The sequence below is a fragment of the Halovenus marina genome (assembly GCF_051414115.1).
GTDB lineage: Archaea > Halobacteriota > Halobacteria > Halobacteriales > Haloarculaceae > Halovenus > Halovenus marina.
This window is the reverse complement of sequence record NZ_JBLKNZ010000001.1, coordinates 2,389,554-2,410,970: the sequence shown is the minus strand read 5'-3', so window position 1 is coordinate 2,410,970 and position 21,417 is coordinate 2,389,554. Positions and strand designations below refer to the sequence as shown.

The 21,417-nt window shown below is 62.2% G+C and carries 26 protein-coding genes; 11 read left to right on the top strand and 15 right to left on the bottom strand.

The features are described 5' to 3' along the window. Nucleotides 1-38: 38 nt before the first annotated feature. The gene (locus ACMGFL_RS12305) at nt 39-2,249 is read right to left on the bottom strand and encodes a plastocyanin/azurin family copper-binding protein (protein ID WP_436935829.1); all 2,211 of its coding nucleotides are present in this window, start codon (nt 2,247-2,249) and stop codon (nt 39-41) included. A 201-nt stretch (nt 2,250-2,450) separates the two neighbouring features. Here ACMGFL_RS12305 and ACMGFL_RS12300 point away from each other — a divergent pair, with 201 nt between their 5' ends. Continuing rightward, a complete protein-coding gene (locus ACMGFL_RS12300) occupies nt 2,451-2,720 on the top strand; it encodes a DUF7553 family protein (protein ID WP_436935828.1) in 270 nt (89 codons plus the stop codon). A 33-nt stretch (nt 2,721-2,753) separates the two neighbouring features. Here the strand turns inward: ACMGFL_RS12300 and ACMGFL_RS12295 are convergent, their stop codons facing one another. Beyond that, nucleotides 2,754-3,140 carry a hypothetical protein gene (locus ACMGFL_RS12295; RefSeq protein ID WP_436936450.1) on the bottom strand — a complete coding sequence of 129 codons (387 nt, stop codon included), beginning with the start codon at nt 3,138-3,140 and terminating at the stop codon, nt 2,754-2,756. Nucleotides 3,141-3,221: 81 nt separating this feature from the next. On the opposite strand from ACMGFL_RS12295, the gene ACMGFL_RS12290 reads away from it, so the two are divergent. Next, nucleotides 3,222-3,968 carry an SOS response-associated peptidase gene (locus ACMGFL_RS12290; protein ID WP_436935827.1) on the top strand — a complete coding sequence of 249 codons (747 nt, stop codon included), beginning with the start codon at nt 3,222-3,224 and terminating at the stop codon, nt 3,966-3,968. Here the strand turns inward: ACMGFL_RS12290 and ACMGFL_RS12285 are convergent. The 3 genes from ACMGFL_RS12285 to ACMGFL_RS12275 all read right to left on the bottom strand — a co-directional run bounded on the left by ACMGFL_RS12285 (nt 3,965) and on the right by ACMGFL_RS12275 (nt 6,992). Then, nucleotides 3,965-4,396 carry a universal stress protein gene (locus ACMGFL_RS12285; protein WP_436935826.1) on the bottom strand — a complete coding sequence of 144 codons (432 nt, stop codon included), beginning with the start codon at nt 4,394-4,396 and terminating at the stop codon, nt 3,965-3,967. The genes ACMGFL_RS12290 and ACMGFL_RS12285 overlap by 4 nt on opposite strands. Nucleotides 4,397-4,469: 73 nt before the next feature. Continuing rightward, the gene (locus tag ACMGFL_RS12280) at nt 4,470-6,095 is read right to left on the bottom strand and encodes a threonyl-tRNA synthetase editing domain-containing protein (RefSeq protein WP_436935825.1); all 1,626 of its coding nucleotides are present in this window, start codon (nt 6,093-6,095) and stop codon (nt 4,470-4,472) included. A 72-nt stretch (nt 6,096-6,167) separates the two neighbouring features. Continuing rightward, complete coding sequence (locus ACMGFL_RS12275) at nt 6,168-6,992, bottom strand: PspA/IM30 family protein (RefSeq protein WP_436935824.1); 825 nt, start codon at nt 6,990-6,992, stop codon at nt 6,168-6,170. Between the two features lie 52 nt (nt 6,993-7,044). Here ACMGFL_RS12275 and ACMGFL_RS12270 point away from each other — a divergent pair, with 52 nt between their 5' ends. The 4 genes from ACMGFL_RS12270 to ACMGFL_RS12255 all read left to right on the top strand — a co-directional run bounded on the left by ACMGFL_RS12270 (nt 7,045) and on the right by ACMGFL_RS12255 (nt 10,643). Further along, a complete protein-coding gene (locus ACMGFL_RS12270; protein ID WP_436935823.1) occupies nt 7,045-7,653 on the top strand; it encodes an alpha/beta hydrolase in 609 nt (202 codons plus the stop codon). Nucleotides 7,654-7,769: 116 nt separating this feature from the next. Next, nucleotides 7,770-9,401 carry a CTP synthase gene (gene pyrG, locus ACMGFL_RS12265; RefSeq protein WP_436935822.1) on the top strand — a complete coding sequence of 544 codons (1,632 nt, stop codon included), beginning with the start codon at nt 7,770-7,772 and terminating at the stop codon, nt 9,399-9,401. Continuing rightward, nucleotides 9,401-10,318 (top strand): glutamine-hydrolyzing GMP synthase, encoded by a 918-nt coding sequence (gene guaA, locus ACMGFL_RS12260; protein WP_436935821.1) that lies wholly within the window; start codon nt 9,401-9,403, stop codon nt 10,316-10,318. The genes pyrG and guaA overlap by 1 nt, the downstream gene beginning before the upstream one ends. A 1-nt stretch (nt 10,319) precedes the next feature. Next, nucleotides 10,320-10,643 carry a DUF7126 family protein gene (locus tag ACMGFL_RS12255; RefSeq protein WP_436935820.1) on the top strand — a complete coding sequence of 108 codons (324 nt, stop codon included), beginning with the start codon at nt 10,320-10,322 and terminating at the stop codon, nt 10,641-10,643. 52 nt (nt 10,644-10,695) lie between these two features. On the opposite strand, the gene ACMGFL_RS12250 is transcribed toward ACMGFL_RS12255, so the two are convergent. The 7 genes from ACMGFL_RS12250 to ACMGFL_RS12220 form a co-directional block, all read right to left on the bottom strand. Continuing rightward, the gene (locus ACMGFL_RS12250) at nt 10,696-10,923 is read right to left on the bottom strand and encodes a hypothetical protein (RefSeq protein WP_436935819.1); all 228 of its coding nucleotides are present in this window, start codon (nt 10,921-10,923) and stop codon (nt 10,696-10,698) included. Between the two features lie 112 nt (nt 10,924-11,035). Next, a complete protein-coding gene (locus tag ACMGFL_RS12245; RefSeq protein WP_436935818.1) occupies nt 11,036-12,013 on the bottom strand; it encodes a DUF368 domain-containing protein in 978 nt (325 codons plus the stop codon). 28 nt (nt 12,014-12,041) lie between these two features. Continuing rightward, nucleotides 12,042-12,497, bottom strand: coding sequence for a DUF892 family protein (locus ACMGFL_RS12240; RefSeq protein WP_436935817.1), 456 nt, complete (start codon nt 12,495-12,497; stop codon nt 12,042-12,044). Nucleotides 12,498-12,673: 176 nt separating this feature from the next. Next, the gene (gene sucD / locus ACMGFL_RS12235) at nt 12,674-13,543 is read right to left on the bottom strand and encodes a succinate--CoA ligase subunit alpha (RefSeq protein ID WP_436935816.1); all 870 of its coding nucleotides are present in this window, start codon (nt 13,541-13,543) and stop codon (nt 12,674-12,676) included. Then, nucleotides 13,540-14,685 carry an ADP-forming succinate--CoA ligase subunit beta gene (sucC, locus tag ACMGFL_RS12230; protein WP_436935815.1) on the bottom strand — a complete coding sequence of 382 codons (1,146 nt, stop codon included), beginning with the start codon at nt 14,683-14,685 and terminating at the stop codon, nt 13,540-13,542. Before sucC ends, sucD begins: the two co-directional genes overlap by 4 nt. 73 nt (nt 14,686-14,758) lie before the next feature. Then, nucleotides 14,759-15,034: a hypothetical protein gene (locus ACMGFL_RS12225; RefSeq protein WP_436935814.1), complete on the bottom strand. Its 276-nt coding sequence runs from the start codon at nt 15,032-15,034 to the stop codon at nt 14,759-14,761. 78 nt (nt 15,035-15,112) lie between these two features. Next, nucleotides 15,113-15,472, bottom strand: a complete 360-nt coding sequence (locus ACMGFL_RS12220) for a dihydroneopterin aldolase family protein (protein WP_436935813.1) — start codon at nt 15,470-15,472, stop codon at nt 15,113-15,115. Between the two features lie 205 nt (nt 15,473-15,677). On the opposite strand from ACMGFL_RS12220, the gene ACMGFL_RS12215 reads away from it, so the two are divergent. Beyond that, the gene (locus ACMGFL_RS12215) at nt 15,678-16,481 is read left to right on the top strand and encodes an alpha/beta fold hydrolase (protein ID WP_436935812.1); all 804 of its coding nucleotides are present in this window, start codon (nt 15,678-15,680) and stop codon (nt 16,479-16,481) included. A 142-nt stretch (nt 16,482-16,623) separates the two neighbouring features. Here ACMGFL_RS12215 and ACMGFL_RS12210 read toward each other — a convergent pair whose 3' ends face one another. Further along, a complete protein-coding gene (locus ACMGFL_RS12210; protein ID WP_436935811.1) occupies nt 16,624-16,755 on the bottom strand; it encodes a hypothetical protein in 132 nt (43 codons plus the stop codon). Between the two features lie 76 nt (nt 16,756-16,831). On the opposite strand from ACMGFL_RS12210, the gene ACMGFL_RS12205 reads away from it, so the two are divergent. After that, entirely contained in the window at nt 16,832-17,146 is a 315-nt protein-coding gene (locus tag ACMGFL_RS12205; RefSeq protein WP_436935810.1) for a hypothetical protein, read from the top strand. On the opposite strand, the gene ACMGFL_RS12200 is transcribed toward ACMGFL_RS12205, so the two are convergent. Then, nucleotides 17,143-18,228: an actin-like salactin gene (locus ACMGFL_RS12200; RefSeq protein ID WP_436935809.1), complete on the bottom strand. Its 1,086-nt coding sequence runs from the start codon at nt 18,226-18,228 to the stop codon at nt 17,143-17,145. The two genes, ACMGFL_RS12205 and ACMGFL_RS12200, sit on opposite strands and share 4 nt — an antisense overlap. A gap of 75 nt (nt 18,229-18,303) precedes the next feature. Next, nucleotides 18,304-18,789 (bottom strand): FlaD/FlaE family flagellar protein, encoded by a 486-nt coding sequence (locus tag ACMGFL_RS12195; RefSeq protein WP_436935808.1) that lies wholly within the window; start codon nt 18,787-18,789, stop codon nt 18,304-18,306. A 197-nt stretch (nt 18,790-18,986) separates the two neighbouring features. On the opposite strand from ACMGFL_RS12195, the gene ACMGFL_RS12190 reads away from it, so the two are divergent. The 3 genes from ACMGFL_RS12190 (at nt 18,987) to ACMGFL_RS12180 (ending at nt 21,365) form a co-directional block, all read left to right on the top strand. Then, nucleotides 18,987-19,886, top strand: a complete 900-nt coding sequence (locus ACMGFL_RS12190) for a ParA family protein (protein WP_436935807.1) — start codon at nt 18,987-18,989, stop codon at nt 19,884-19,886. Beyond that, nucleotides 19,883-20,809: a chemotaxis protein CheW gene (locus tag ACMGFL_RS12185; RefSeq protein WP_436935806.1), complete on the top strand. Its 927-nt coding sequence runs from the start codon at nt 19,883-19,885 to the stop codon at nt 20,807-20,809. The genes ACMGFL_RS12190 and ACMGFL_RS12185 overlap by 4 nt, the downstream gene beginning before the upstream one ends. A 64-nt stretch (nt 20,810-20,873) precedes the next feature. Beyond that, complete coding sequence (locus tag ACMGFL_RS12180; RefSeq protein ID WP_436935805.1) at nt 20,874-21,365, top strand: metallophosphoesterase family protein; 492 nt, start codon at nt 20,874-20,876, stop codon at nt 21,363-21,365. Nucleotides 21,366-21,417: the final 52 nt, after the last annotated feature.

Below are 21,417 nucleotides of genomic sequence, written 5' to 3'. Positions count from 1 at the left end.
TGGTATTGTCTTGCCAGCGTAAAGAGCGCTCGTTCGGATCACTCCGGCGTGTCGCTCTGTCCGGGGACGCCGCGACCCTGGTAGAAGTCGCCGCCCCACTGGCTGATCCAGATGTCCTGATTGGCGAGATAGAGTGCGCCCTCGGTGTCGAAACTATCGTCGGTAACCGACCACTCGTCGGCCGCGGTGTCGTACTCGACTTCGGCGTTGTAGACGGCCGCCTGGCCGAACTCGCCGCCAGCCATCGGCGGGAGTGGAAGCGTGTACTCGGCGTTCTCGTCGCGGGACGGCGGTCGCTCCGCGCGCTGGAGTCGACCGCGGTTGAACGTCTGGTTGAAAAACCGCGCGAACGTGGGCTTGACACCGTCCATTTCGAGCAGGGTATCGGCGGCGTTTAGCCCGCCGGAGACATCACCGGCGTCGCGGGCGGTGATGGCATACGTGTCCGCGTTCGCGCCGGACTTGAACGTGCCAGCGTCGTCGTCCCAGAGGTCGTCGAGCAGGTATCCGAGGACGCTCCGGGCGGTGTCAGTGTGGTCGACGCCGTCGAGTTCGGAGGCCCAGAGCAGCCCCTGGCCGACGATTCCCTGCGTCGCGGCCTGATTTGTCGAACCGTTCTGGACCCGTCCGGAGTCTTCGAGCGAGTCCTCGATGACAGCGGCGAGACCGTTCGCGTACTCGGCCGCTGCTGCTCGGTGCTCCTCGCTGCCAGCCTGTGGACCGTAGTAGCCGATCGCAGCAAGCATCAGTCCGACTGACCGGGTCGACTCCATGCTCGCGACCGTCTCGGGGTCGAACAGTCCGATCGTCGCTTCGGCGACGCCGTCGGTGATCTCCTGAATCCCGACGTCGGTGTCGAAGATGCCGTCGGCACCGGCCTCTCTGGGGATCAGCGGTCGCGGGTTGACGTAGCCGAACCAGCCGTTCTGTGCGAGACTCGTCATGTCCGAGAGGAACCAGACCATCGCGGCGTGGTGGTGCGGTCGTCTGGTTTCGTCCTCGATCTTCCCCTCGCTTGGCCGGTACGCCGAGAGGAACTCGAAGCTGTCACCGTGCGTGAGCGCACCATTCCCCCGGGACCCGCCGACGAGGATGGCGGCGTTGATCCCCACCTGTGCGAGCGTGGTGAGCAACTGCGCGCGGAACTTTGCCGCAATTGCCGGGGGTAGCACGTCGAAGTGCGACTGGAAGTTCTTCGCCCACGTGACTCCCTTGAGGTGCGTCCAGGCGAGCGACGAGGGGCTGACGACTCCGGACGAGGCCGACTTGTCCCAGGCGAGTGTCTTCCCGTCCGGCCTGCCGGTGTCGTCTTCCAGCACTGGCTGCTGGGTGAAGTGCGGGTCCCCTTTCGTGAACGCCGCAAAGCTGAGGTTCGGGTCGGTGATCGGTGGTCGGTCCGTGTCCGCCAGTTCGAGCATGGCGGGCATCCGCTCGGACTGCATCTGCTCCATCTGTTCGTTGAGCGGGAACGGAACCCCGTTTCCGGACATCGCGATGTTCGTACTCATGTTGTACAGCGAGTACCAGTACGAGTCCCAGGTGGCGTCGGTCCAGCCGTAGCTAGTTGCGGGTGCTTCGATCTGGATCCCGGCGAGTTCGAGCAGCGCGGCGAGCCCGTTCGCTTCGGCACCCTCGACATCCTCCAGTGGACTCGTTCCTGGCCCGGGGGTCGCTTCGCCGACGACGACGAGTCCGACCATTCCGAGTCCCCGATGTGGACGACAGTAGTAGTTGTACACGCCGCGCGCCTCGAAGGTGTGTTCGTACGTCTCCTCTTCCGAGAGCGTTCCGGAGTCGAACGCTGTCGCCCCCTCTGGGATCCGCATCTCCCCGTCTGTGTCCGGGTGGTAGCTCGTCACTGAGTGGCTGCCGCTTGCGATGTCCCACGTCACCGTCGCGCCTTCCTCGACCCAGACGACGGCCGGAGAGAAGACGTTCTGTCCCGCTCCCTGGTCTGAATCGAGTGACAGTGCTTCGACCGTCGCCGCGGACTGGAGGTCGTCCGGTCCGCCGAGGGCGTCTGCCCCCGGTACCTGCTCTGGCTGTTCGTTGTCTGTATCGTCAGACCCGTCACCGGAGCCATCGGAGGAACCGTCAGCCGATCCATCGCTGGAGCCATCACCAGACCCGTCAGCCGATCCATCTGAGGAGTCGCCATCGTCACTGCTACACCCTGCCAGCGCCACCACCGTGCCCGCGCCGAGGGTCTTCAGAACGGTTCGTCTGTTCGCATATCGTGTGTTGTCCATTACGTCCTCGGATTCGAGGGAACGACATATCAGACTGCGTTCGTCGTGTGTGCACACCGCCTGCATGCGAAGGATTTATACAGTGTTAGAAAATCGAAAATACTTCTGGACTATCACTCGGTATCACGCCACTTTCTCGTTGATGGGTCGAGCGAAAGCGACAATCGTGACAGTTTTATTACTCCCAAGATAGTCTCAATTATGGGACACGAGAACCTACAGACTGCGACCGATCTGGTCGAATCAGCGGCGCAGAACACGGACGGTGACGCGAGCGAGCGACTGTCGAGTCTGGCAGACCAACTCGCCGCATTTGCGAGCGGCGAGAAAGCGGCGGACCACGGCCTTCTCGCGCGGATCCAGTCAGGACTGCACGAAGTCGAAGACGATGTCGACGAAGAGACTGTCGAGACGATCAACGACGCGCTCGACGCCATCAACGCCCACCGCGAGACGCTCGACGGCGTCTAATTCTCTGCGGGCATCGTGGGAGTGAGGGGGGACTCACTCCGCGTCGTCCGTCTCACAGACGACCTGCCACTCGGTGTCGGTAGCGTCGTCGAGTCGGTCGAACAGCGCCCGCAGACCGGCCGATTCCGTCTCGGGGAGCACGTGTAACCGGATTTCGCCGTCCCGGACCGAGACGCGAAACACGTCGCTGGTGTTCTCGTCGCGGACGAGATACAGCACCATCGGCAGGTTCAGAAAGTCGCCGTACCGATAGGGGCCGTCGTCGAGGATCCGCTGGAGAAGCACCTCCAGCCGTTCGGTTTCGACAGCAGAGCGCGGACGGAGGTGAAAGACCGTTCCGCCCTCGTACTCGACGGCACCGCGGTAGGGAAACCGACGTTCGGGGTGGGACGGTATCGAGAATGTCGGTTCCTCGGCCATCGAGGGGAGATAGCGCGCCATCCTACTTAATCACGCGGGGCCATTCCGAGACATTATGCGTCTCAGGCCGCTATCGTGGGTATGTGCGGACGGTACAGCCTCTTTGTCGACCCCGACGTGATCGAAACCCGGTTCGACGTCACCGTCGAGGGCTACGAGCGGCGATACAACGCTGCGCCGGGACAGTCACTCCCCGTCATCACGGACGATAGCCCTGAGTCGGTCTCCCATTTCGAGTGGGGGCTGGTCCCTCCGTGGGCGGAGCGTAGTTCGGATGGTGGCCACATCAACGCTCGCGGGGAGACGCTGACAGAGAAGCCGAGTTTCCAGCGTGCCTTCGAGCAGACTGAACCCGACAGCGCCGGACGGTGTCTCGTCCCCGCGGATGGGTTCTACGAGTGGGTCGACGTCGACGGGGAGCGCCAGCCAGTTCGAATCACTGTCGACGACGGCGTGTTCGCGATGGCCGGACTCTGGGCTGAGTGGGAGCCAGAGACTGTCCAGGCCGGACTCGACACGTTTGGATCGACGAGTTCTGGCGGAGAAGGGGGCGACCGCTCGGAGGCGGCCGACCCAGTCCGAACGTTCACTATCGTCACCACAGAGCCGAACGAACTGCTCGACCGATTCCATCACCGGATGGCTGTCGTGCTTCCGGAGGGGGAGGAGCGTGACTGGCTCGACCGACCGAGTTCGAACGCACGCGAGTTGATCGAACCGTACCCGTCAGAGCGGATGGCCTTCGAACCGGTCAGCCGAGCGCTCAACGACCCGTCGAACGACAGTCCCGCGCTCGTCGAACCGGTCGACGTCGACATCGGCACCTAGTCGAGTTCGACCACGAGTACCGGTATCTTCGAGTCCTTCACGACGCGTTCGGTCGTACTGCCGAGGCTGGCGACGCGTTCGGCACCGGTCTTGCCGTGTGTCCCCATCACGATGAGATCCATCCCCTCCTCGTCGGCGTACTCGACGATCGTTCGGTAGGGGATCCCCTCGCGCGTGGCAGTGCGGAAGTCGATTCCGTCCTCGTCGAGGCGGATTCGGGCGTCGTCGAGTGCGCGCTCGCCCTCCTCTTCGAGCGACCGGCGGATCTCGTCTTTCACGTCTGCGTCCGCCGCGAGATAGTTGCGGCGGTCGACGACGTACAGGACGTGTACCGTTGCGTTCTGGTCGTCGGCAATCGTGACCGCGTGATCCAGCGCCTGCACCGTGGCGGTGCTCCCGTCGGTCGGCAGAAGAATATCGTCGTACATACCTGAGATGTCGTCGCTCGACCACTAATAGATGTGTGTTGATAGCGTCCCACATGGGAACACGTCGAACAGATTAGACGAACGCCAATAAGTCGCTCACTCGACGGGGGAGCGACTGGCGCTGACGCGGGAATCCCTCGCTGTCGTCCTGTACCACTCTGTAGAGTTCCTCGACAGTCAGCGATCGTTCTCGATTTGCCGCCCGGTCGAAGACAGCGAGTCGGTCGGACTCGATTTCGTCGTCGCCGACGACAGCGTAGTAGGGCATCCATGCTCGCTCGGCGGCTTCGATACGCGTCCCGACTGGCTTGTCACGGTCGTCGATGTCGACCCGAACGTCGGCGATCGCAAGCGTCTCGGCGAGTTGCTCGCAGTGGTCGAACTGGCTCGCTTCGACCGGGATGAGTCGAACCTGCGTCGGCGCGAGCCACGTGGGCATCTGTGACCGGTCTGTCTCCGCCGCGCGCGCTCCAAGCGCCACCAACAGACTGTCTATCGGGACCGAACAGGACACTGCCGTTACGTCCGTGCTGTTAGCGTCGCCCGCAGCGGTCTCACGCTGACCCGTCTCGACCTGAATCGTCGGTGGTCCGAGCGCTTCCCCGAGCGTTCCTGCCGTGACGAACTCCACGCGTACGGTCCACTCGACCGGCTCTGAGACGAGTTCGACGGGCGTTTCCGCCTCAATCTGAGCGCCCAAGTCACTGAGCCACGGCTCTGTTTTCCCGTCTGTGTGACCACTCCCCTCGATTGATTCGCGTTCGATTCTGACGAGCGGATCGAACTCGACACCGAGCGTCGACAGCAGTCGAGACAGACGCCCGACCTGCTGACGCAGCCTCGTGCGCGCGCTGTCCCCGCCTGCGGTGACCGTCCATAGCATCACCGTCTCGCCAGATTCGTTGTCTCGCCGTCCACACTCTCCGACCAGCGAGACGGGCAGGTCGCCGTCGGAGACGGCCACTCGCTGACTCCACGCTCGCGGGTCGTCGACCGGCACTGCTCCGTGTTCGGTCCACTGGTCGCGGATGTACGAGTACAGCACGTCCCGAACGACGGTGCCACGCGGTGTGAGTGTCATCTCTCCCGAGTCACCGTCGCCCCTGAGAAACCCGGCCTCGGTAAGCGCCGCTTCGTATGCTGACCGTTTCGTATCCTCGACATCGGAGTCGTCTCGCTCGGCATCGATGATTCGCTGCATCGACTGACTCACGTCTGCGCTCTCCGCAGATACCGGTCGTATGCGACCGTCGGGGGAGAGCACTCGCCACTCGCGGTCACGGGAGGTAGTGACGTGATCCTCTGAAGAAATCTGACGGGACTGCACCGCGTGAGGGTGGCCCTTGCGCGTGAGTTCGACGCGCTTGCCCCAGCCACGTGGGACAGACAGCACCTCGTAGTCGTCTTCGAGCGTCGATTCGAGGGTATCGAGTACGTCGACTGCTCGCTCGGCACTCGCGGCTGTCTCGCTCAGATGGGTCGTGGGATAGACGGCGAGACGGTCCGCCTTCAACTGGCTGGCGACGGACTCGACGGCCGCCCGTGTTGCGCCGATGACGGCGTTAGTATCGCCAGCCTCGACAGTGGCGAAGACGACGACACACTCCGACAGTTGCCCCTCCGTCTGGGTCGCTTCGGGGTCGCCCTCGCCCGTCCACTCGAACCCGAACCGGTCAGCGTGAACGAAAAGCAGGTGCATAGGAGAGTCCAGTCCCGGTCGAATACAAACTGTTCGATGTTCGCCAGTCGAACGCCTCCCGCGGGCCGACCGCTACTCCTCCTCTTTGAGTTCTTCGAGTTCCTCGTCGATGGCTTCCTCGTCGATGGCTTCCTCGTCGACTTCGGCTTCGAGTTCGTCGAGACCGACGTCCTCTGCGGTCTCGTCGGCTGACTCGTCCGATCCCTCCATCTCGGCTTTGAGCGTCTCCAGTTCCTGGTCGACGGCGCTGTCGGTCGAGAGCTGTTCGAGTTCCCGGTCGAGTTCGCTCTTGTTCGAGATGGAGCTATCGATTGCGCCGCTCTCGCGGAGTTCGTCGAGCGCGGCCGCGCGAGCCTCCATCTCCTCGGTCTGTTCTTCGGCGCGCCGGATCTGTCGGTTGATGTCTTCCATCTCGCTGCCCGCTCCGGTCACCGCCTCGTTGACGCGAACGCTCGCCTCGGCGGCGTCGTGGCGCGCCTTCATCGTCTCCTTTCGGGTGCGGAACTCCTCGACTTGCCGCTGCAGTTCGTCTTTCTGCTCGATGAGGTGGTCCTGCTGGCTTTCCAGTTCGTCGATCTGACGCTCCAGACTGTCTATCTGGTTCATCTTCTGCTTTTTCTTCTCTAGTGCCCGTCGCGCGAGGTCGTCGCGGTCCTGCGTGACGGCCTGTCTGGCCTGCTCGTTGTGTCGCTCGACGTTCTCTTCGAGGCGACGCTTCTGGATCTCGAGGCGCTTTTTCTGTGTTGTCAGGTCAGCGATGCCCTGCTTGACGTTCTGGAGTTCGTCCTGCAACTGCTCGTAGGAGTAATCCAGTTGCTGTCCCGGGTCTTCGGCCCTGTCGAGCAGGGAGTTGAGCTTCGACCGGATGAGATAGGACGTGCGTGAGAGGATGCCCATAGCGAAAAGAGGAACCGAGGGAACTTAAAAATCTTACATCATACCACCCCGTATGAGCCGCAATCTGCCGATTCCCGGCGCTCGCGACGTGCGCGCGACACTCGATAGCGCAGACGGCGAGCACGCAGATACCGAGACTGTCGTCGTCGCCTGCCCGCCACACCCGCAGTTTGGCGGCACCAGACGGGACAGTCGGCTGCGCGCAGTCAGCGACGCACTCACCGAGCGGTCGGTCGACTGTCTGCGGTTCGATTACGGTCCGTTCGACGGCGGCAACGCCGAGCAGACTGATCTTGCAAACGCCGTCGCGTGGGCGCGGACTGAATACGAAGCGGTCGGCGTCTTCGGCTACAGCTTTGGTGCAACGGTCGCACTGCTTGCCACCGCCCGGATGGTCGACCCCGACCGACTGTCCGTACTCGCACCGGGGGCCGAACTCGACGTGGCCTTCGATCCCGGGGACGTCATCGCGGGAGTCGACTGCCCGCTTCAGGTCGTCTACGGCGAGAACGACACCACCGTCGGGTGGGAACCGTTCGTCGAGGCGGCACGGGCCGCGGGCCACGTCGTCACGTCGCTCCCAGCAGACCACCTGTTCGCAGGACAGACGCGAGAGGCCGCCGACCTCGTCGCGTCGTTTTTCGAGACTGACGATCTCTGACCTGTCCGCTTGACACCCTTGACGTCGGTCGAATACAGACTGACGGGATCCACGAACCGAACGGCAACAAGGACGCGTTCCGAAACGGTTTAGAGGCACGCCAGCAGACGGTCAGTATGCCGACGGAATCCGAGACAGGTTACGATCCAAGTCTGGGACGGAAGTTCATTTTTGTCACCGGAGGCGTGATGTCGGGCCTCGGCAAGGGCATCACAGCGGCGAGTACCGGCCGACTACTCGCAAACGCCGGATTCGACGTGAGCGCGGTCAAAATCGACCCGTATCTGAACGTCGACGCCGGGACGATGAACCCGTTTCAGCACGGCGAAGTGTACGTTCTCAAAGACGGCGGTGAGGTCGATCTGGATCTTGGCAACTACGAGCGCTTTCTGGACATCGACATGACCTTCGACCACAACGTGACCACCGGGAAGGTCTACCAGCACGTCATCCAGAAGGAACGGGCAGGCGACTATCTGGGAAAGACTGTCCAGATCATCCCACACATCACCGACGACATCAAGCGCCGCGTTCGAGAGGCCGCACAGGGCAGCGATATCTGTATCATCGAGGTTGGGGGCACCGTGGGCGACATCGAGGGGATGCCGTATCTCGAAGCCCTCCGGCAGTTCGCTCACGAGGAAGACGAGGACGATATTCTGTTTGCCCACGTCACACTCGTCCCGTACTCGAAAAACGGCGAACAGAAGACCAAGCCGACCCAGCACAGCGTCAAGGAGTTGCGGTCGATCGGTCTGCAACCGGACATTCTGGTCGGGCGCTGTTCTGACCCGCTCGACGCACAGACCAGAGAGAAAATCGCACTCTTCTGTGACGTGCCACGTGATGCGGTGTTTTCCAACCCCGACGTCGAGGACATCTATCACGTCCCGCTGATGGTCGAAGACGAGGGCCTCGACGAGTACGTCCTCTCGCATTTCGGACTGCAGGCGGAGGCGCTGCCCGAGGGCGAACGCGACACCGAGTGGCGCGAGCGCGTCACGCGAGAGACGACCGGGAGCGTCGACGTGGCGCTGGTCGGCAAGTACGGTCTCGAAGACGCCTACATGTCGATCCACGAGGCGCTCAAACACGCCGGACTCGAACGCCAGATCGAAGTCGAGCGAACGTGGGTCAGCGCCGAGAATATTGCCGACGGCCACGGCGACGAACTTGAAGACGTCGATGGGGTCATCGTCCCCGGCGGATTCGGGTCGCGCGGCACCGAGGGGAAGATCAACGCCATCGAGTACGCCCGCACGAATGACGTTCCCTTCCTCGGCCTCTGTCTGGGCTTTCAGATGGCCGTCGTCGAGTACGCCCGGAACGTCCTCGGACTTGATCAGGCCCATTCGGCGGAACTCGAAGACACTCCACATCCGGTGATCGACCTGCTCCCCGAGCAGAAGGATCTCGACGACATGGGCGGGACGATGCGACTCGGCGCACACACGACCGAAATCGAACCCGGAACGATCGCACACGACCTGTATGAGTCGACGACCTGCGAGGAACGGCATCGACACCGCTACGAGGTCAACCCCGAGTACATCCCCGACCTCGAAGACGCCGGACTGGTGTTTTCGGGAACCTCCGGCAGGCGCATGGAAATACTGGAACTGCCCGAGCACCCGTACTTTTTCGGCACGCAGTTCCATCCGGAGTTTCGGTCCCGGCCGACGCGAGCGAGTCCGCCCTTCGTCGGGTTCTTGGACGCGATGGTCGAACTCGCAGGAGGTGACAGCTAATGGTCGACGTCGACTCGTTCATCGACGAAAAGATCGCAGAGATAGACGACGAAGTCGGAGACGAAAACGCCGTGATCGCCCTCTCTGGCGGCGTCGACTCCTCGACGGCGGCGGCGCTCGCCTACGAGGCGATTGGTGACCAACTCACTCCCGTCTACGTCGACACGGGCCTGATGCGCAAGGGCGAGACCGAACAGATCCGCGAGACGTTCTCGTATATGGACTCGCTCCGGATCGTCGACGCACAGGAACGATTCCTCGACGCGCTCGATGGGGTTACCGACCCTGAAGAGAAGCGCCACGCCATCGGCGAGCAGTTCATCCGCGAGTTCGAGACGGTCGCTCGCGACATCGACGCGAACTATCTCGTGCAAGGAACCATCTACCCCGACCGCATCGAGAGCGAGGGGACCATCAAGTCCCACCACAACGTCGGCGGCCTGCCCGAGCGGATCGATTTCGATGGCATCGTCGAACCGATGCGGGATCTGTACAAGGACGAAGTCCGCGAGGTGGCGCGCGAACTCGACCTCGAAGAGATAATCTCGGAGCGGATGCCGTTCCCCGGGCCGGGGCTGGCGGTCCGGATCATCGGGGAGGTCACCGAGGAGAAACTCGAAGTGGCGCGCGAGGCGAACCACGTCGTCGAGGAGGAACTCGAGGAGTACGACCCGTGGCAGGCGCTGGCCGCTGTCATCGGGAAGGCCACCGGCGTCAAAGGTGACAACCGCGTTCACGGCTGGGTCGTCGCCGTCCGGTCGGTCGAGTCCCGTGACGGGATGACCGCGCGCGCACAAGAAATCGACTGGGAGACGCTCCAGCGCATCCAGTCGCGCATCACCGGCGAAAACGAGAACGTCTCGCGGGTGCTGTACGACGTGACCCACAAACCGCCTGCAACCATCGAGTACGAGTGAGATGAGCGAGACCACAGTCGTCGTCGCTGGCACCGACGACCACGACATCGCCGACGCGATCGAGGCCGCTGGCTTTGCGGTTTCGCGCGTCGACATCGCGAACAGGCCCGCGCTCGAAGACGCCGGAATCGTCTCCGCAGAGGTGTACGTGCTCACGGAAGTCGAGCAGGCGACCTCGATCTCGGTCGCAAAGGATCTTGCGCCCGAGTTGACAGTCGTCGTCTACGCGGACGGGTCGCTGCCAGATTTCGCACGCAGACAGGCCGACCTCGTTCTCGACCCCGACCTCTTCGAACCCGAGACTGTCGCCACAGAACTCGACTGAAAAAGTGGACCGCGCCGCACCGTTGTTTCATTCTCCGTCTGTATCGTCTCGTCTACTCCATCTCGGGTGCTGCGACGCCGCCGCCAGCGACGATTGCCGCCGCAGCGATGATAGCCGCACTGAGCAGGGTGAACCCGTCTGACGGGTCCAGATCCGCGATACTCGCCGCGGCGTCCACGATGAACACCATCACGAACAGGCTCAGGATGGCGAAAATGAGCATCACGATTGCTGCGACAACTGTGCTTGCGAGCATGCCGAACGAGTCAAGAATTCCCATATTACAGACATATCTATATACGGACAACATATAAAGATAGGGGAATCAGTTCGTGAGCCCCACAGTGTATGGCAATCCCGACTCAGAAGTGGCGGTCGGTGCTGTGGCGAATTCACGCGTTCTGACCTGTACTGTTGGCGACTTTTCCGGCCTCGATCTCCACGTCGATCGCGAAATGATCGAGTCCGTAGAGGATGACAGCACCCACGGCGGCGGACAGGAGAAAGACGCCGACTGTTTCGGCTGACCAACTGGTTCCGGTACTGTTGATCTCTGTGATCGGCGCACGAAGCGCACCGACGACGAGACTCACGAGAAAAACCAGCGTCGTTCTCGGTGCGCGAGTTAGTGAGTACTCTATCGCTCGGGCAACGGTAAACAGACCGATGACGCCGCCAGCGAGAAAGACGGCGATAGTCGTTCCCGGGTCGACGAGTGGGGTAGTCGTTCCGCCCGAAACCAGTTCGCCGATGTGGGTGGTAAACTCCGCCAGCGTCTCCGACATGAACACGTACTGTCCGAGGATCACGAGGATGAGCGACCCCGAGATGCCCGGCAGGATCATCGCGCTGACGGCGAACGCGCCGCCGACGAAGACGAGTGCTGCGCCGTTGCCCTCTAACAGCGTGATATCCCCCGAGAGCACGAACGCGATTAGAAAGCCAGCGAGTGCAACGCCGTAGTGGTGCGATTCGCTCAGAGTGAGTTGCCGCGCGAGGACGACGACCGACGCCGCGATCAACCCGAAGAAAATGCCAAAGAGGACGACGGGGGCGTGTTCGTTCGCGTACGTCACGATACGTGTGACGATGATGACTGCGGTGAGAATCCCACAGCCGAGTGCGAGGAGAAAGACGGCGTCCGTCTCTTCGAGGACCTCGCGGATCGAGTCGACGTCGGCCCTGACCAGCGCGGTGAGGAACTTCGAGGCGTTCCGGGGCGTCACCGCGTTGATCGCGTCGATCAGGCGGAGGTACACCCCGGCGATCAGCGCGATGGTGCCGCCGGAGACCCCCGGAACCCCGTCGGCTGTGCCCATGAAGAGACCGATGACGTACGTCCGCAGGAGACTGCTGGAGGAGAAACTCATGCAGTCGAACAGGTGACGGTGTACTTCCTTATTCCTTCTGATACTCCTTTTTGAAGCCGCGGAACTCGGTTCTGTGCGCCTCCTCGTCGGAGAGGATCGTCACCGCGAGGTCCTCGGTCACGGGGTCGTCGGCGTCTTCGGCCGCGTCGATCAGGCTGCGATAGGTGTCGATGGCGTCCTCTTCAGCGTCGAGGACGCCGTTGATGACCGCCAGCACGTCAGTCGAATCTTCGGGTGGTTGCAGCGAGTCCTGTCTGGCGGTGAACTCCGCCGACCCTGGTGGGCGTGCGTCGAGTTGTTTGAGGCGCTGGCCGAGTTGCTCGGCGTGGGTCAGTTCTTCCTGGATGTCCTGCTGAAGGCTCTCCTTGATCTCCTCGGCGCGAACGCCGTCGAGGACGATAGCGTTCGTCTGGTAGTTCATCACTGTCTCTATCTCGTCGGAGTAGGCCTTCCGCAACAGGTCGATGACTTGGTCTGAGGACATGCACTGCACTAGTGGTCTGTCGCGGTAAAGTGCGTTGGGTCGCCACTCGTGCTGACTGGCGATACGGCGGCTGGTCGACACGATTTGTCGTCTCTCGACGCTGCGAGCACCAGCAGAACACCCGAAGCGATAACAGAACACCCGAAAGCGATAGCGGAACAACCGAAGCGACCGGGCTACAGCAGATCCGCGACGTGGTCGGTGACTTCCTCGGGGGTGTCACCGACGGGGACGCCCGCGGATTCGAGCGCCTCAATCTTGCTCTGAGCAGTACCGGTGCCGGAACTGGAGACGATTGCGCCGGCGTGGCCCATCCGTTTGCCCGGCGGCGCGGTTCGGCCCGCGATGAAGCCGACGACGGGCGTGTCGACGTGCTCGGCGATGTAGGCCGCGGCCTCCTCCTCGTCTTCGCCGCCGATTTCGCCGCACATCACGATGGCGTCCGTGTCGGGGTCGTTCTCGAACAGTTCGAGTGCCTCAATGAAGTCCGTCCCGATGATCGGGTCGCCGCCGATGCCGATGGCCGTGGACTGGCCGAGTCCGCGGTCGGTGAGGTTGTCGACCACTTGGTAGGTGAGTGTCCCTGAACGGGAGACAAGACCAACGTTACCCGACGAGAAGATGTTGCCCGGCAGGATGCCGAGTTTCGCCACGCCAGGGGTGATGACGCCCGGGCAGTTCGGCCCGACGAGGTGGGTGTCGGTCTCGTCCTGTTTGCGCTTGACGCGCGCCATGTCCTGAGTCGGAATGCCCTCGGTGATTGCGACCACCAGGTCGACGGGGGCGTCGAGCGCCTCGAACAGCGCGTCGCCCGCGAAGGCGGGCGGGACGAAGACGACGACGGCGTTCGCGTCTTCCTCGCGCGCTGCGCCCGAGACGGTGTCGTAGACAGGGACGCCAGCGACTTCTTGGCCGCCCTTACCGGGCACCGCGCCAGCGACGATGTTCGTGCCGTACTCGATCATCTGTTCGGTGTGGAACCGGCCTTCGCCGCCGGTGATTCCCTGCACGAGGACGCGGGTGTCCTCGTCGACGAGTACGCTCATTGGTTCACCTCCTCTGCCGCGGCGACAGCGGCCTGCACGGCGTCTTCGAGTGTCGCTTCCACCTGTACGAGGTCTGTGTTGAGAATCTCCATGCCTTCCTCGGCCTTGGTCCCTGCGAGTCGCACGACGACGGGTTTCGGAATCTCGTCGAACTGCGCAAGCGCGTCGTTGATGCCGTTTGCCACCTCGTCACCGCGCGTGATGCCGCCGAAGATGTTGAACACGACGGCGTCGACGTTCTCGTCGGAGAAGACCATATCGAGGGCGTTGGCCACGCGTTCTGCCTTCGCGCCGCCGCCGATGTCGAGGAAGTTGGCGGGTTCGCCGCCGTAGTAATCTACGAGATCCAGCGTCGTCATCACCAGTCCAGCGCCGTTGCCGATGATGCCGACGTTCCCCGACAGGCGGACGTAGTCGAAGCCGTACTCGTTTGCCTTCGCCTCCAGTTCGTCGCCTGCGGCCTCCTCTTCCATCTCGGCCAGTTCTGGCTGACGGAAGAGCGCGTCGTCGTCGATGTTCATCACGGCGTCGGCGGCGATCACGTCGTCGTCCGCGGTGACCATCAGCGGGTTGATCTCCGCGTCGCTGCCGTCCCGATCCTCCCAGAGGTCGTACAGCGTCGTCAGCACGCTTGCCACGTCGCGAGCGATGTCTCGGTCGACGCCAGCGTCGTAGACAGCCTTGCGGGCCTGAAAGTCGTGCATTCCGAACGCGGGGTCGATGTGCTCGCGTGCGATCGCTTCAGGGTCTTCCTCGGCGACTTCCTCGATGTTGACGCCGCCGCGGGTCGAGACCATCGCGACGGGCTTGCCCTCGCCACGGTCCATCGTGACGCCGACGTAGAGTTCGTTGACGAAATCGACGGCGTCTTCCACGAGCACGCGGTCGACGTGATAGCCTTTCAGATCCATTCCGAGGATCGACTCGGCGGCCTCGCGGGCCTCGTCGGCGTTCTCGACGAGTTTGATACCCCCGGCCTTGCCGCGACCCCCGACCTGTACCTGCGCCTTGATGGCGACCGGATAGCCGATGTCCTCGGCGGCAGCCACCGCCTCGTCGACGGTGTCTGCAAGCGCCGAGTCCGGCGTCGGGATGCCGGCGTCGGCAAACACCTGTTTTGCCTGATATTCGTGTAGCTTCATCCACCCGTACTTTTGGCGACCCCGAGTTAGATGTACCGAAACAGTCCCGTCAGACCCAGATCTGTTACCGAATCTATCTGTCTGGCTCGGAAACGCGACGCGTGTCCCACAGACGAACTGTCGCGACCCCGGCGACGAGCAGAAGTTGGTGCAAGAGAACGCCGAGTGCGAACGCACCGAGTGTCGCCCCCACCATCAGCGGGAGGTCGAATCCACGATAGCCGACGACGAGCGCGACCACGACGGCCGCGACCAGCCCGTTTTTCGCCGCGGCGAACAGTTCACCCCGGAACAGTCGAGCGAGCGTCTGGTCGCGAGCGCGTCCGTCGAGCAGAGCCTCGTAGCACATGGCCGTTGGTTAGATTCGATCGACGTAACTCTGACGGCAGTTTCGCCTCGTCGCTGCCGTTTCAGGAGCGATACTGATTCAGACAGACTCGACGGAAACCGGGCGCATCAGTGGATAGCCGTCCTCCATCGCTATCTCTGCGACGACTCGCGTCCCCTCGTAGACGACGACGATTTCCACGTCGAGAAAGCGGCCGGTGAGTTCCGTGTACGTCGCTGGTCCCTCGGCGATAGCGTCGGCAAGGACATCGGTTTTGATGTCGACGCGAACATCGCGACAGTGGGGCTGATTCTCGATCGATTCCTCGATTGCGGCGGCGAGCGAGGCGGCGCTTTCGGGGCTGACCGGCGTCCCCGCGAACTGGTGATACAGCGACCCGAACTTGATCCCCGCCTCGAAACAGGCGACTTGTGCCTCAGTCGGTTCAGCCGAAGTCATACCGGAGATGTGGACGCCCGGCTAATGAGCACAGGGGTCTCCGGGGCAGGTACTGTGGAAGAAGATCTGTCGTCAAGACGGCTTGGAACGCCACGATGCCCGGGGCTGGTATAGCAACCTCGCACCTACTATTGCGGTTTGAGCAGAGTTCACCTCTTGAAACTCTGCTCGGTATTATTAGTCGTGGCAACGTACTATCACTGCTATGCCAGTCATTCAGTGCAACGGGGCTGATCTCTATTATGAGGATCACGGTGACGGTCAACCGATCGTCTTCCTTCACGGGGCCACGGCAGGGCTTCGATACTTCGAGCCCCAGTTGACGGCGATGTCCGACGAATATCGAACGGTCGGGGTCGATTTTAGAGGCCATGGTCGATCCGAGAAGACAGAACTCGGTCACACCGTCCAGCACTATGCTGACGACATCCGATCGTTTCTGGAGCAGCTCGATCTCGATGACGTTATTCTCGTCGGATGGTCGATGGGGGCAGTCGTTTCGTGGGAGCATATCCATCAGTTTGGGACTGAACAGATTCGGGCGCTCGTAGATATCGACATGGAACCGTCGCCTGTAAAACGAGATGGCTACGACTACGGGAGCTACGCGATCGATGATCTCGAAGAGGCCATCCGCCAGATCCAGACAGCACCGATTGAACTCCTTGAACAGCAAGCGAAGGCGATGCTCAATAAGCCACCGTCGCGGGAACTTCGCAACCGAATACTCGACGAAGGGTCACGGACGCCTGCATCAATCCAAGGCGCGTTACTCTTTGGGTTACTGTATCTCCGTGATTATCGGGAGGTACTTGCTGAGATCGACGTACCAACGCTGGTGTGTGCTGGAGCAGACGAAAAGTGGCGTAGCGTTGCATCCGTCCGATACGTCGCAGAAATCGTATCGCACGCTCAGTTCGAACTCTTCGAGGGCAGTGGTCACTGTCCCACTATCGAAGAACCCGAGCGGTTCAACCGAGTCCTTGGCAACTTTATCGACGCGCTCTGACCGAGATGGCCTCACTATTCAGCACAACTGCTGGAGTATCTCAGCCATCGAGTGTTTCAACGAAGCCAAGATGCTAGACCAGACGTGTCCACAGACTGTCGAAGCCACCAAAACGGAACTCACTTAAAATCAGACCCGACAGTCAGGCGGTCGACCGGAACGACGACTTTTGCACGATTTCGGTGCTGTGACAGGTCGGGCAAGCGTACTCTGTCAGCTTTGTCGTTTCGTCGTTGTAGTTCATCCGGGAGCCACACTGGGGGCACTGCTTCATCGTACCCCGAGATACGGTAGAGGGGTTAATAATCATTATGGTTATGAAGGCCTAATATACATATTATGGCACATGTATGAGTGCCCGGGTCGGCGGCACGCTCGCCCGAGTTCACTCTCTGCTAATTCCTGGCGGCAGACGGGTGTCTGACGGGGTTTTAGGGAGTGTGTGGGACTATCCCACGATGATGCCAAAGCGGTCGCTATCGCTTCCAAGCGAACTGGGAACTGACGAACCCGAGAGACGGTCGGGACAGTCAGGCAGCAATCGAGTCACGCAGCGGCTGACGATCGATATCCAGCTGATCGAGGGGTTTCCGCTCTACGGGAACGAGCCAGCCCGCGATCCGACGCTGCTCCGTTGGTTTGCGTGCTGGGCCGGTGAGAACTAGTCGACCTGCGCGAGCCGTGCGGCGATGCGCTGTGCGCCGATGGTCGCTGACAGGTCCGGCCGGTCAGCGGCGACGGCCTCGATCTCCCGGTCGAGTTCCTCGCTGACGCGAGCCTCGAATTCCTCGACGATCCCCGGGATGCAGGCCATCCCGCCGGTGAGTGCGATCGGCCGGTCGAGTGCAAGCTGGTAGAGCTTCATGTTGTCGCTTGCAAGCTGTGAGAGAAACGTGTTCGCGAACTCCTCGACCACGTCGTCGAGATACTCGTCGACGGCGTCCATCACGGACCGCTCGATGGTAAACTCGTGGCTCCCGCCGCCGGGTTGCTGGATGACGTCGGTAAACGGCTGGAAGTCCTCGAAGTCGGCGTGATTTTCCTTGTACTCACGGGCGGTCGTGATGTCGATGTTGACCCGACCCTGCGTCTCCTCCTCGACGTAATTGGCGATGATGCGGTCGACCTCGTTGCCGGTGACAGCGCCGGTGGTGAACGGCGAAATCTGCTCGCCGCGCCGGTACGCCGAGGCTTCGAGGTTCGTCGAACCCATGTTGACTGCGACGAAAATCTCCTCGATTGCCTGCAGGTCCTCGCCGAACGCGGGGATCGAGCCACACAGCGACTCGGGGTAGCTCTCGATCAGATCGCCACCGATCGAGGAGGACTCGATCACGTCCTGCAGATTTTCGAGTCCAGCGGGGTTGTCGATTGTCGGGATGGCGTAGACGACTGCGCTATCCTCGGGGATGTCGTAGGAGTCGATGACGGCCTCGAAGAACTGCTGTGTGAGCTCTGCCCGGTCCTCGTCTTCGGGCAGGCCCGACCGGAGCATGAACTGCACGCGGTCGGGATACTCTGTTGCGGCCTCCTCGCCGTAGAGGAACTGTTCTTCCCCAGTGAGCGGGTCCTCGTAGCTCGCAAGACAGGTCAGCGTCCGGATGATCTTCAGTGTGTCGTCGTCCTCGGGCACAGCAATCACTGTTCGCGTGCTTCCGAGTTTGACGCCGACCGGAACCGTCTCACCGTCAGCACCGATATCCGATCCGGATATCTCCTCGATCTCCGCGTCCACGTTTGGACTCATACGCGGGCCGTTCTCACCCGTGGGGTATATACTAACCGGAAACCAGCAAGGTGCGAAGTCGACGGCGTCTCGCAGTTACCGCATCGAGGAGAGCTTCGCGATGTAGACGAGGCTGAGCAGGTGGTCGTCGACATCCAGATCAGCGGGGTCCGCTGGGGCCTGTTCGTCCAGCCCGAGCATGTAGTCGTTGAGTTGTGACTGTACCTCTTCGGTGATCCAGTCGACCGATTCGTAGTAGTCGATGGCCTCGTTTGCGCCCTGATAGCCAGCGTGCATCAGGAGAAATTCGAGCCACTCGAACAGCAGATGCTCGCCAGCGTAGTGTTCGGGCAAGCCATCGAGGTACGGCTTCGACGCGTCGCTTGCCGCCTCGAGTGGGAGCAGTTCCCGGTAGAGTCCGGCACGGAACGAGCTATCGGCGCTGGGCGGGGAGTCGCTCGACCCGACACTCCCCAGGTCGATGTCGGCGTCCTCGACGGGGTCACCCTCGGTCTGGCCGCCCCGCTCGCGAGCCATCCGGCGGAGTTCGTCGAGGTCGTAGTCGCGGGGATTGAGACTCATCTTGCCGTAGGATTTCACCTACGCTATCATAAATGTTGGAGTCGAGGTCTGACGGGCGTCATACTGCTGGCTGTACCAGACTCCGAGGACCGACCGAAATTGCCCATCTGAATCAGGCCCTCTCTTCCCGCTTCTTGTGAGTGATAATCGGGAACGTATTTTTATAACTGGCCACCGCCATCTTCCGACACGAATCGATGACAGCCGGTAGCACCGCGGCGCGGATCTGTGTGACAAACGCTAAGGGCGGGACTGGCAAGACGACTGTGGCGATAAACGTCGCCGGTGCGCTCAACGAGCGCGGCCGGGACGTCCTGTTTGTCGATATGGACCCACAGGGAAACGCCACTGAAGGACTCGGTCTGCTCTCGGCCTATGACGCGCCGCCGCCGACGTTGTTTGACGTACTGACCGACCACACGAGGCGCGACGACGTCACGGACCTCATCGTCGAACACGAGGAGATGGACGTGTTGCCGTCGAGTATCGAACTGTTACAGGCCGAGCACGAACTGACGATTGCGGACCTGATGGCACAGATACAGGGCGACGACAGCCTCGACGGTGGCGTCGACGCGCTCTCGGCGCTGTCGATAAACGCGACTCCCGACGCAGTCGAGGGGCCACACGCGCTCGGGTCGCTGGCGGCGACGCTCGAACACGTCGAGGACGACTACGACTACATCATCGTCGACTCCCCGCCCTTTTACGGGAAACTGACCGACACCGCCATCTTCGCGACCCGGAACGTGCTCGTCCCGGCGCTGACGGAGGCCAGTTCTGAGCGAGCGATCGAACTGCTGGTCGAACAGATCGCAGCGCTCGAAGGGCACGTCGACATCACCGTCGAGACAGTCGGCGTCGTCGCCAATCGGGTCGAGCAGACAAACGAGGACCAGATGATGATCGACTGGCTCAACGAGGTGTTCTCGGGCTTTCCCGTCTGGGAGGTGCGCAAGCGCGTCGCGCTCCAGCGGGCCTTCTCCGAGGGCAACTCCCTGTTTGCGACCGACGGCTCCACAGACGTCGAGGAGGTCTTTCTCCAGATTGCGGCCGAGTTCGACAGACAGTTCGGCTACGCTGAGGTGACAGCATGAGTAACAACGAACGCATGGACCGTGCCAGACGGATCCGACAGATGCGCGAGGGGAACCGTGACGAGACTGACGAACCGACCGCAGAGAGCGACGACAGGGAGGCAGACGAACGCGTCCCGGACGACGATGGACCGTCCGATGGTGAGGACGAACAGCAGGCAGACGGCACAGAGCAGGCCGCAAACGCGGAGACGGAAGATGCCGAACCTGCTCCGGAAACGGCAGATGCCGAGTCCGACGCGAAGGTAGACGAGGTCGACGGGACAACGGTGGACGCTGACCCGTCGGACGTGTCAGACTCGGGGACGGAACCGGAGACAGCGGAAACCGAGATGTCGGTTTCGACTGGCGGATCGGTGAACGCGCCGCTGCCGGACGAGGAGCAACTCGAAGCGGCACTCGACGGGACAGACGGGGACGACAGTCCGGAACAGGTCGAACCCACGGGTGTCGAGGAGTCCACCGAGACCGACAAAAGCGCCGCGTACACGGAGACAGAAGAGCAGACTCGCGTCCTCGAATTTACGCTCGACGACGAACACTACTGTCTCGACATCGAGTACATCGAGGAAATCGTCAAACAGGAGACGATCACGCGGGTGCCGAACACGCCCGAGTACGTCGAGGGGGTCGTCGATCTGCGAGGACAGATCACGACGATCCTGAACCCCAAGGTGACCGTCGGGAAGGAAAACGACGAGGCGAGCGAACTCATCGTCGTGTTCGACGACGACGCCTTCGACGACCAGGGCTATCTGGGCTGGGTCGTCGACGACGTCCGGCAGGTGTCGCCGGTGACCGACTCCCAGGTCAACGACCCGCCGATAGACCAGGAGCACGTCAACGGCGTCATCGACCGCGAGGACGACGACCAGTTCGTCATCTGGACGACGCCCGAACTCGCGCTGGCCGACGAGGAGTAGCCGACTGGATCCACACTCGAACGCGACCGCCCGCTTTTTTGCCGAATCCGGGTATATATCACGCATGGAGATTGCCATCATCAGCGACACCCACATCCCGTCGCGGGCGAGTCAGATACCCGCGCCCTTCCGCGAGCGAATCGAACGGGCCGACCACGTCATTCACGCGGGCGATTTCGACTCGAAGGGGACACTCGCGAACATCCGTGACCTCGCCGCGGAACTCACTGCTGTCGCGGGCAACATGGATCCCCCGGTCGGTCTCCCGGACGTGGCGACGGTCGAACTCGGCGGCGTGGAGTTCGTCGTCACGCACGGTACCGGGTCCCGGCGAAACTACGAGCGACGGATCGCCGACATCGTCATCGAGAACACGACGAGCGACGACCCCGTCGGCGTCGCTGGCCACACGCACGAACTGCTCGACACGCGCGTCGACGGCGTTCGGTTGCTCAACCCCGGCAGCGTGACCGGGGCGAGTCCGGCCTCGGAGGCGAGCATGCTGGTCGCGACCGTTTCGGATGGAGACATCGACGTCACCGTCGAGCGACGCTGAGGAGGGGTTTGGTGGATTCGTTCCGGTCTGCTTTTGGAGTCGCGTGACTGAG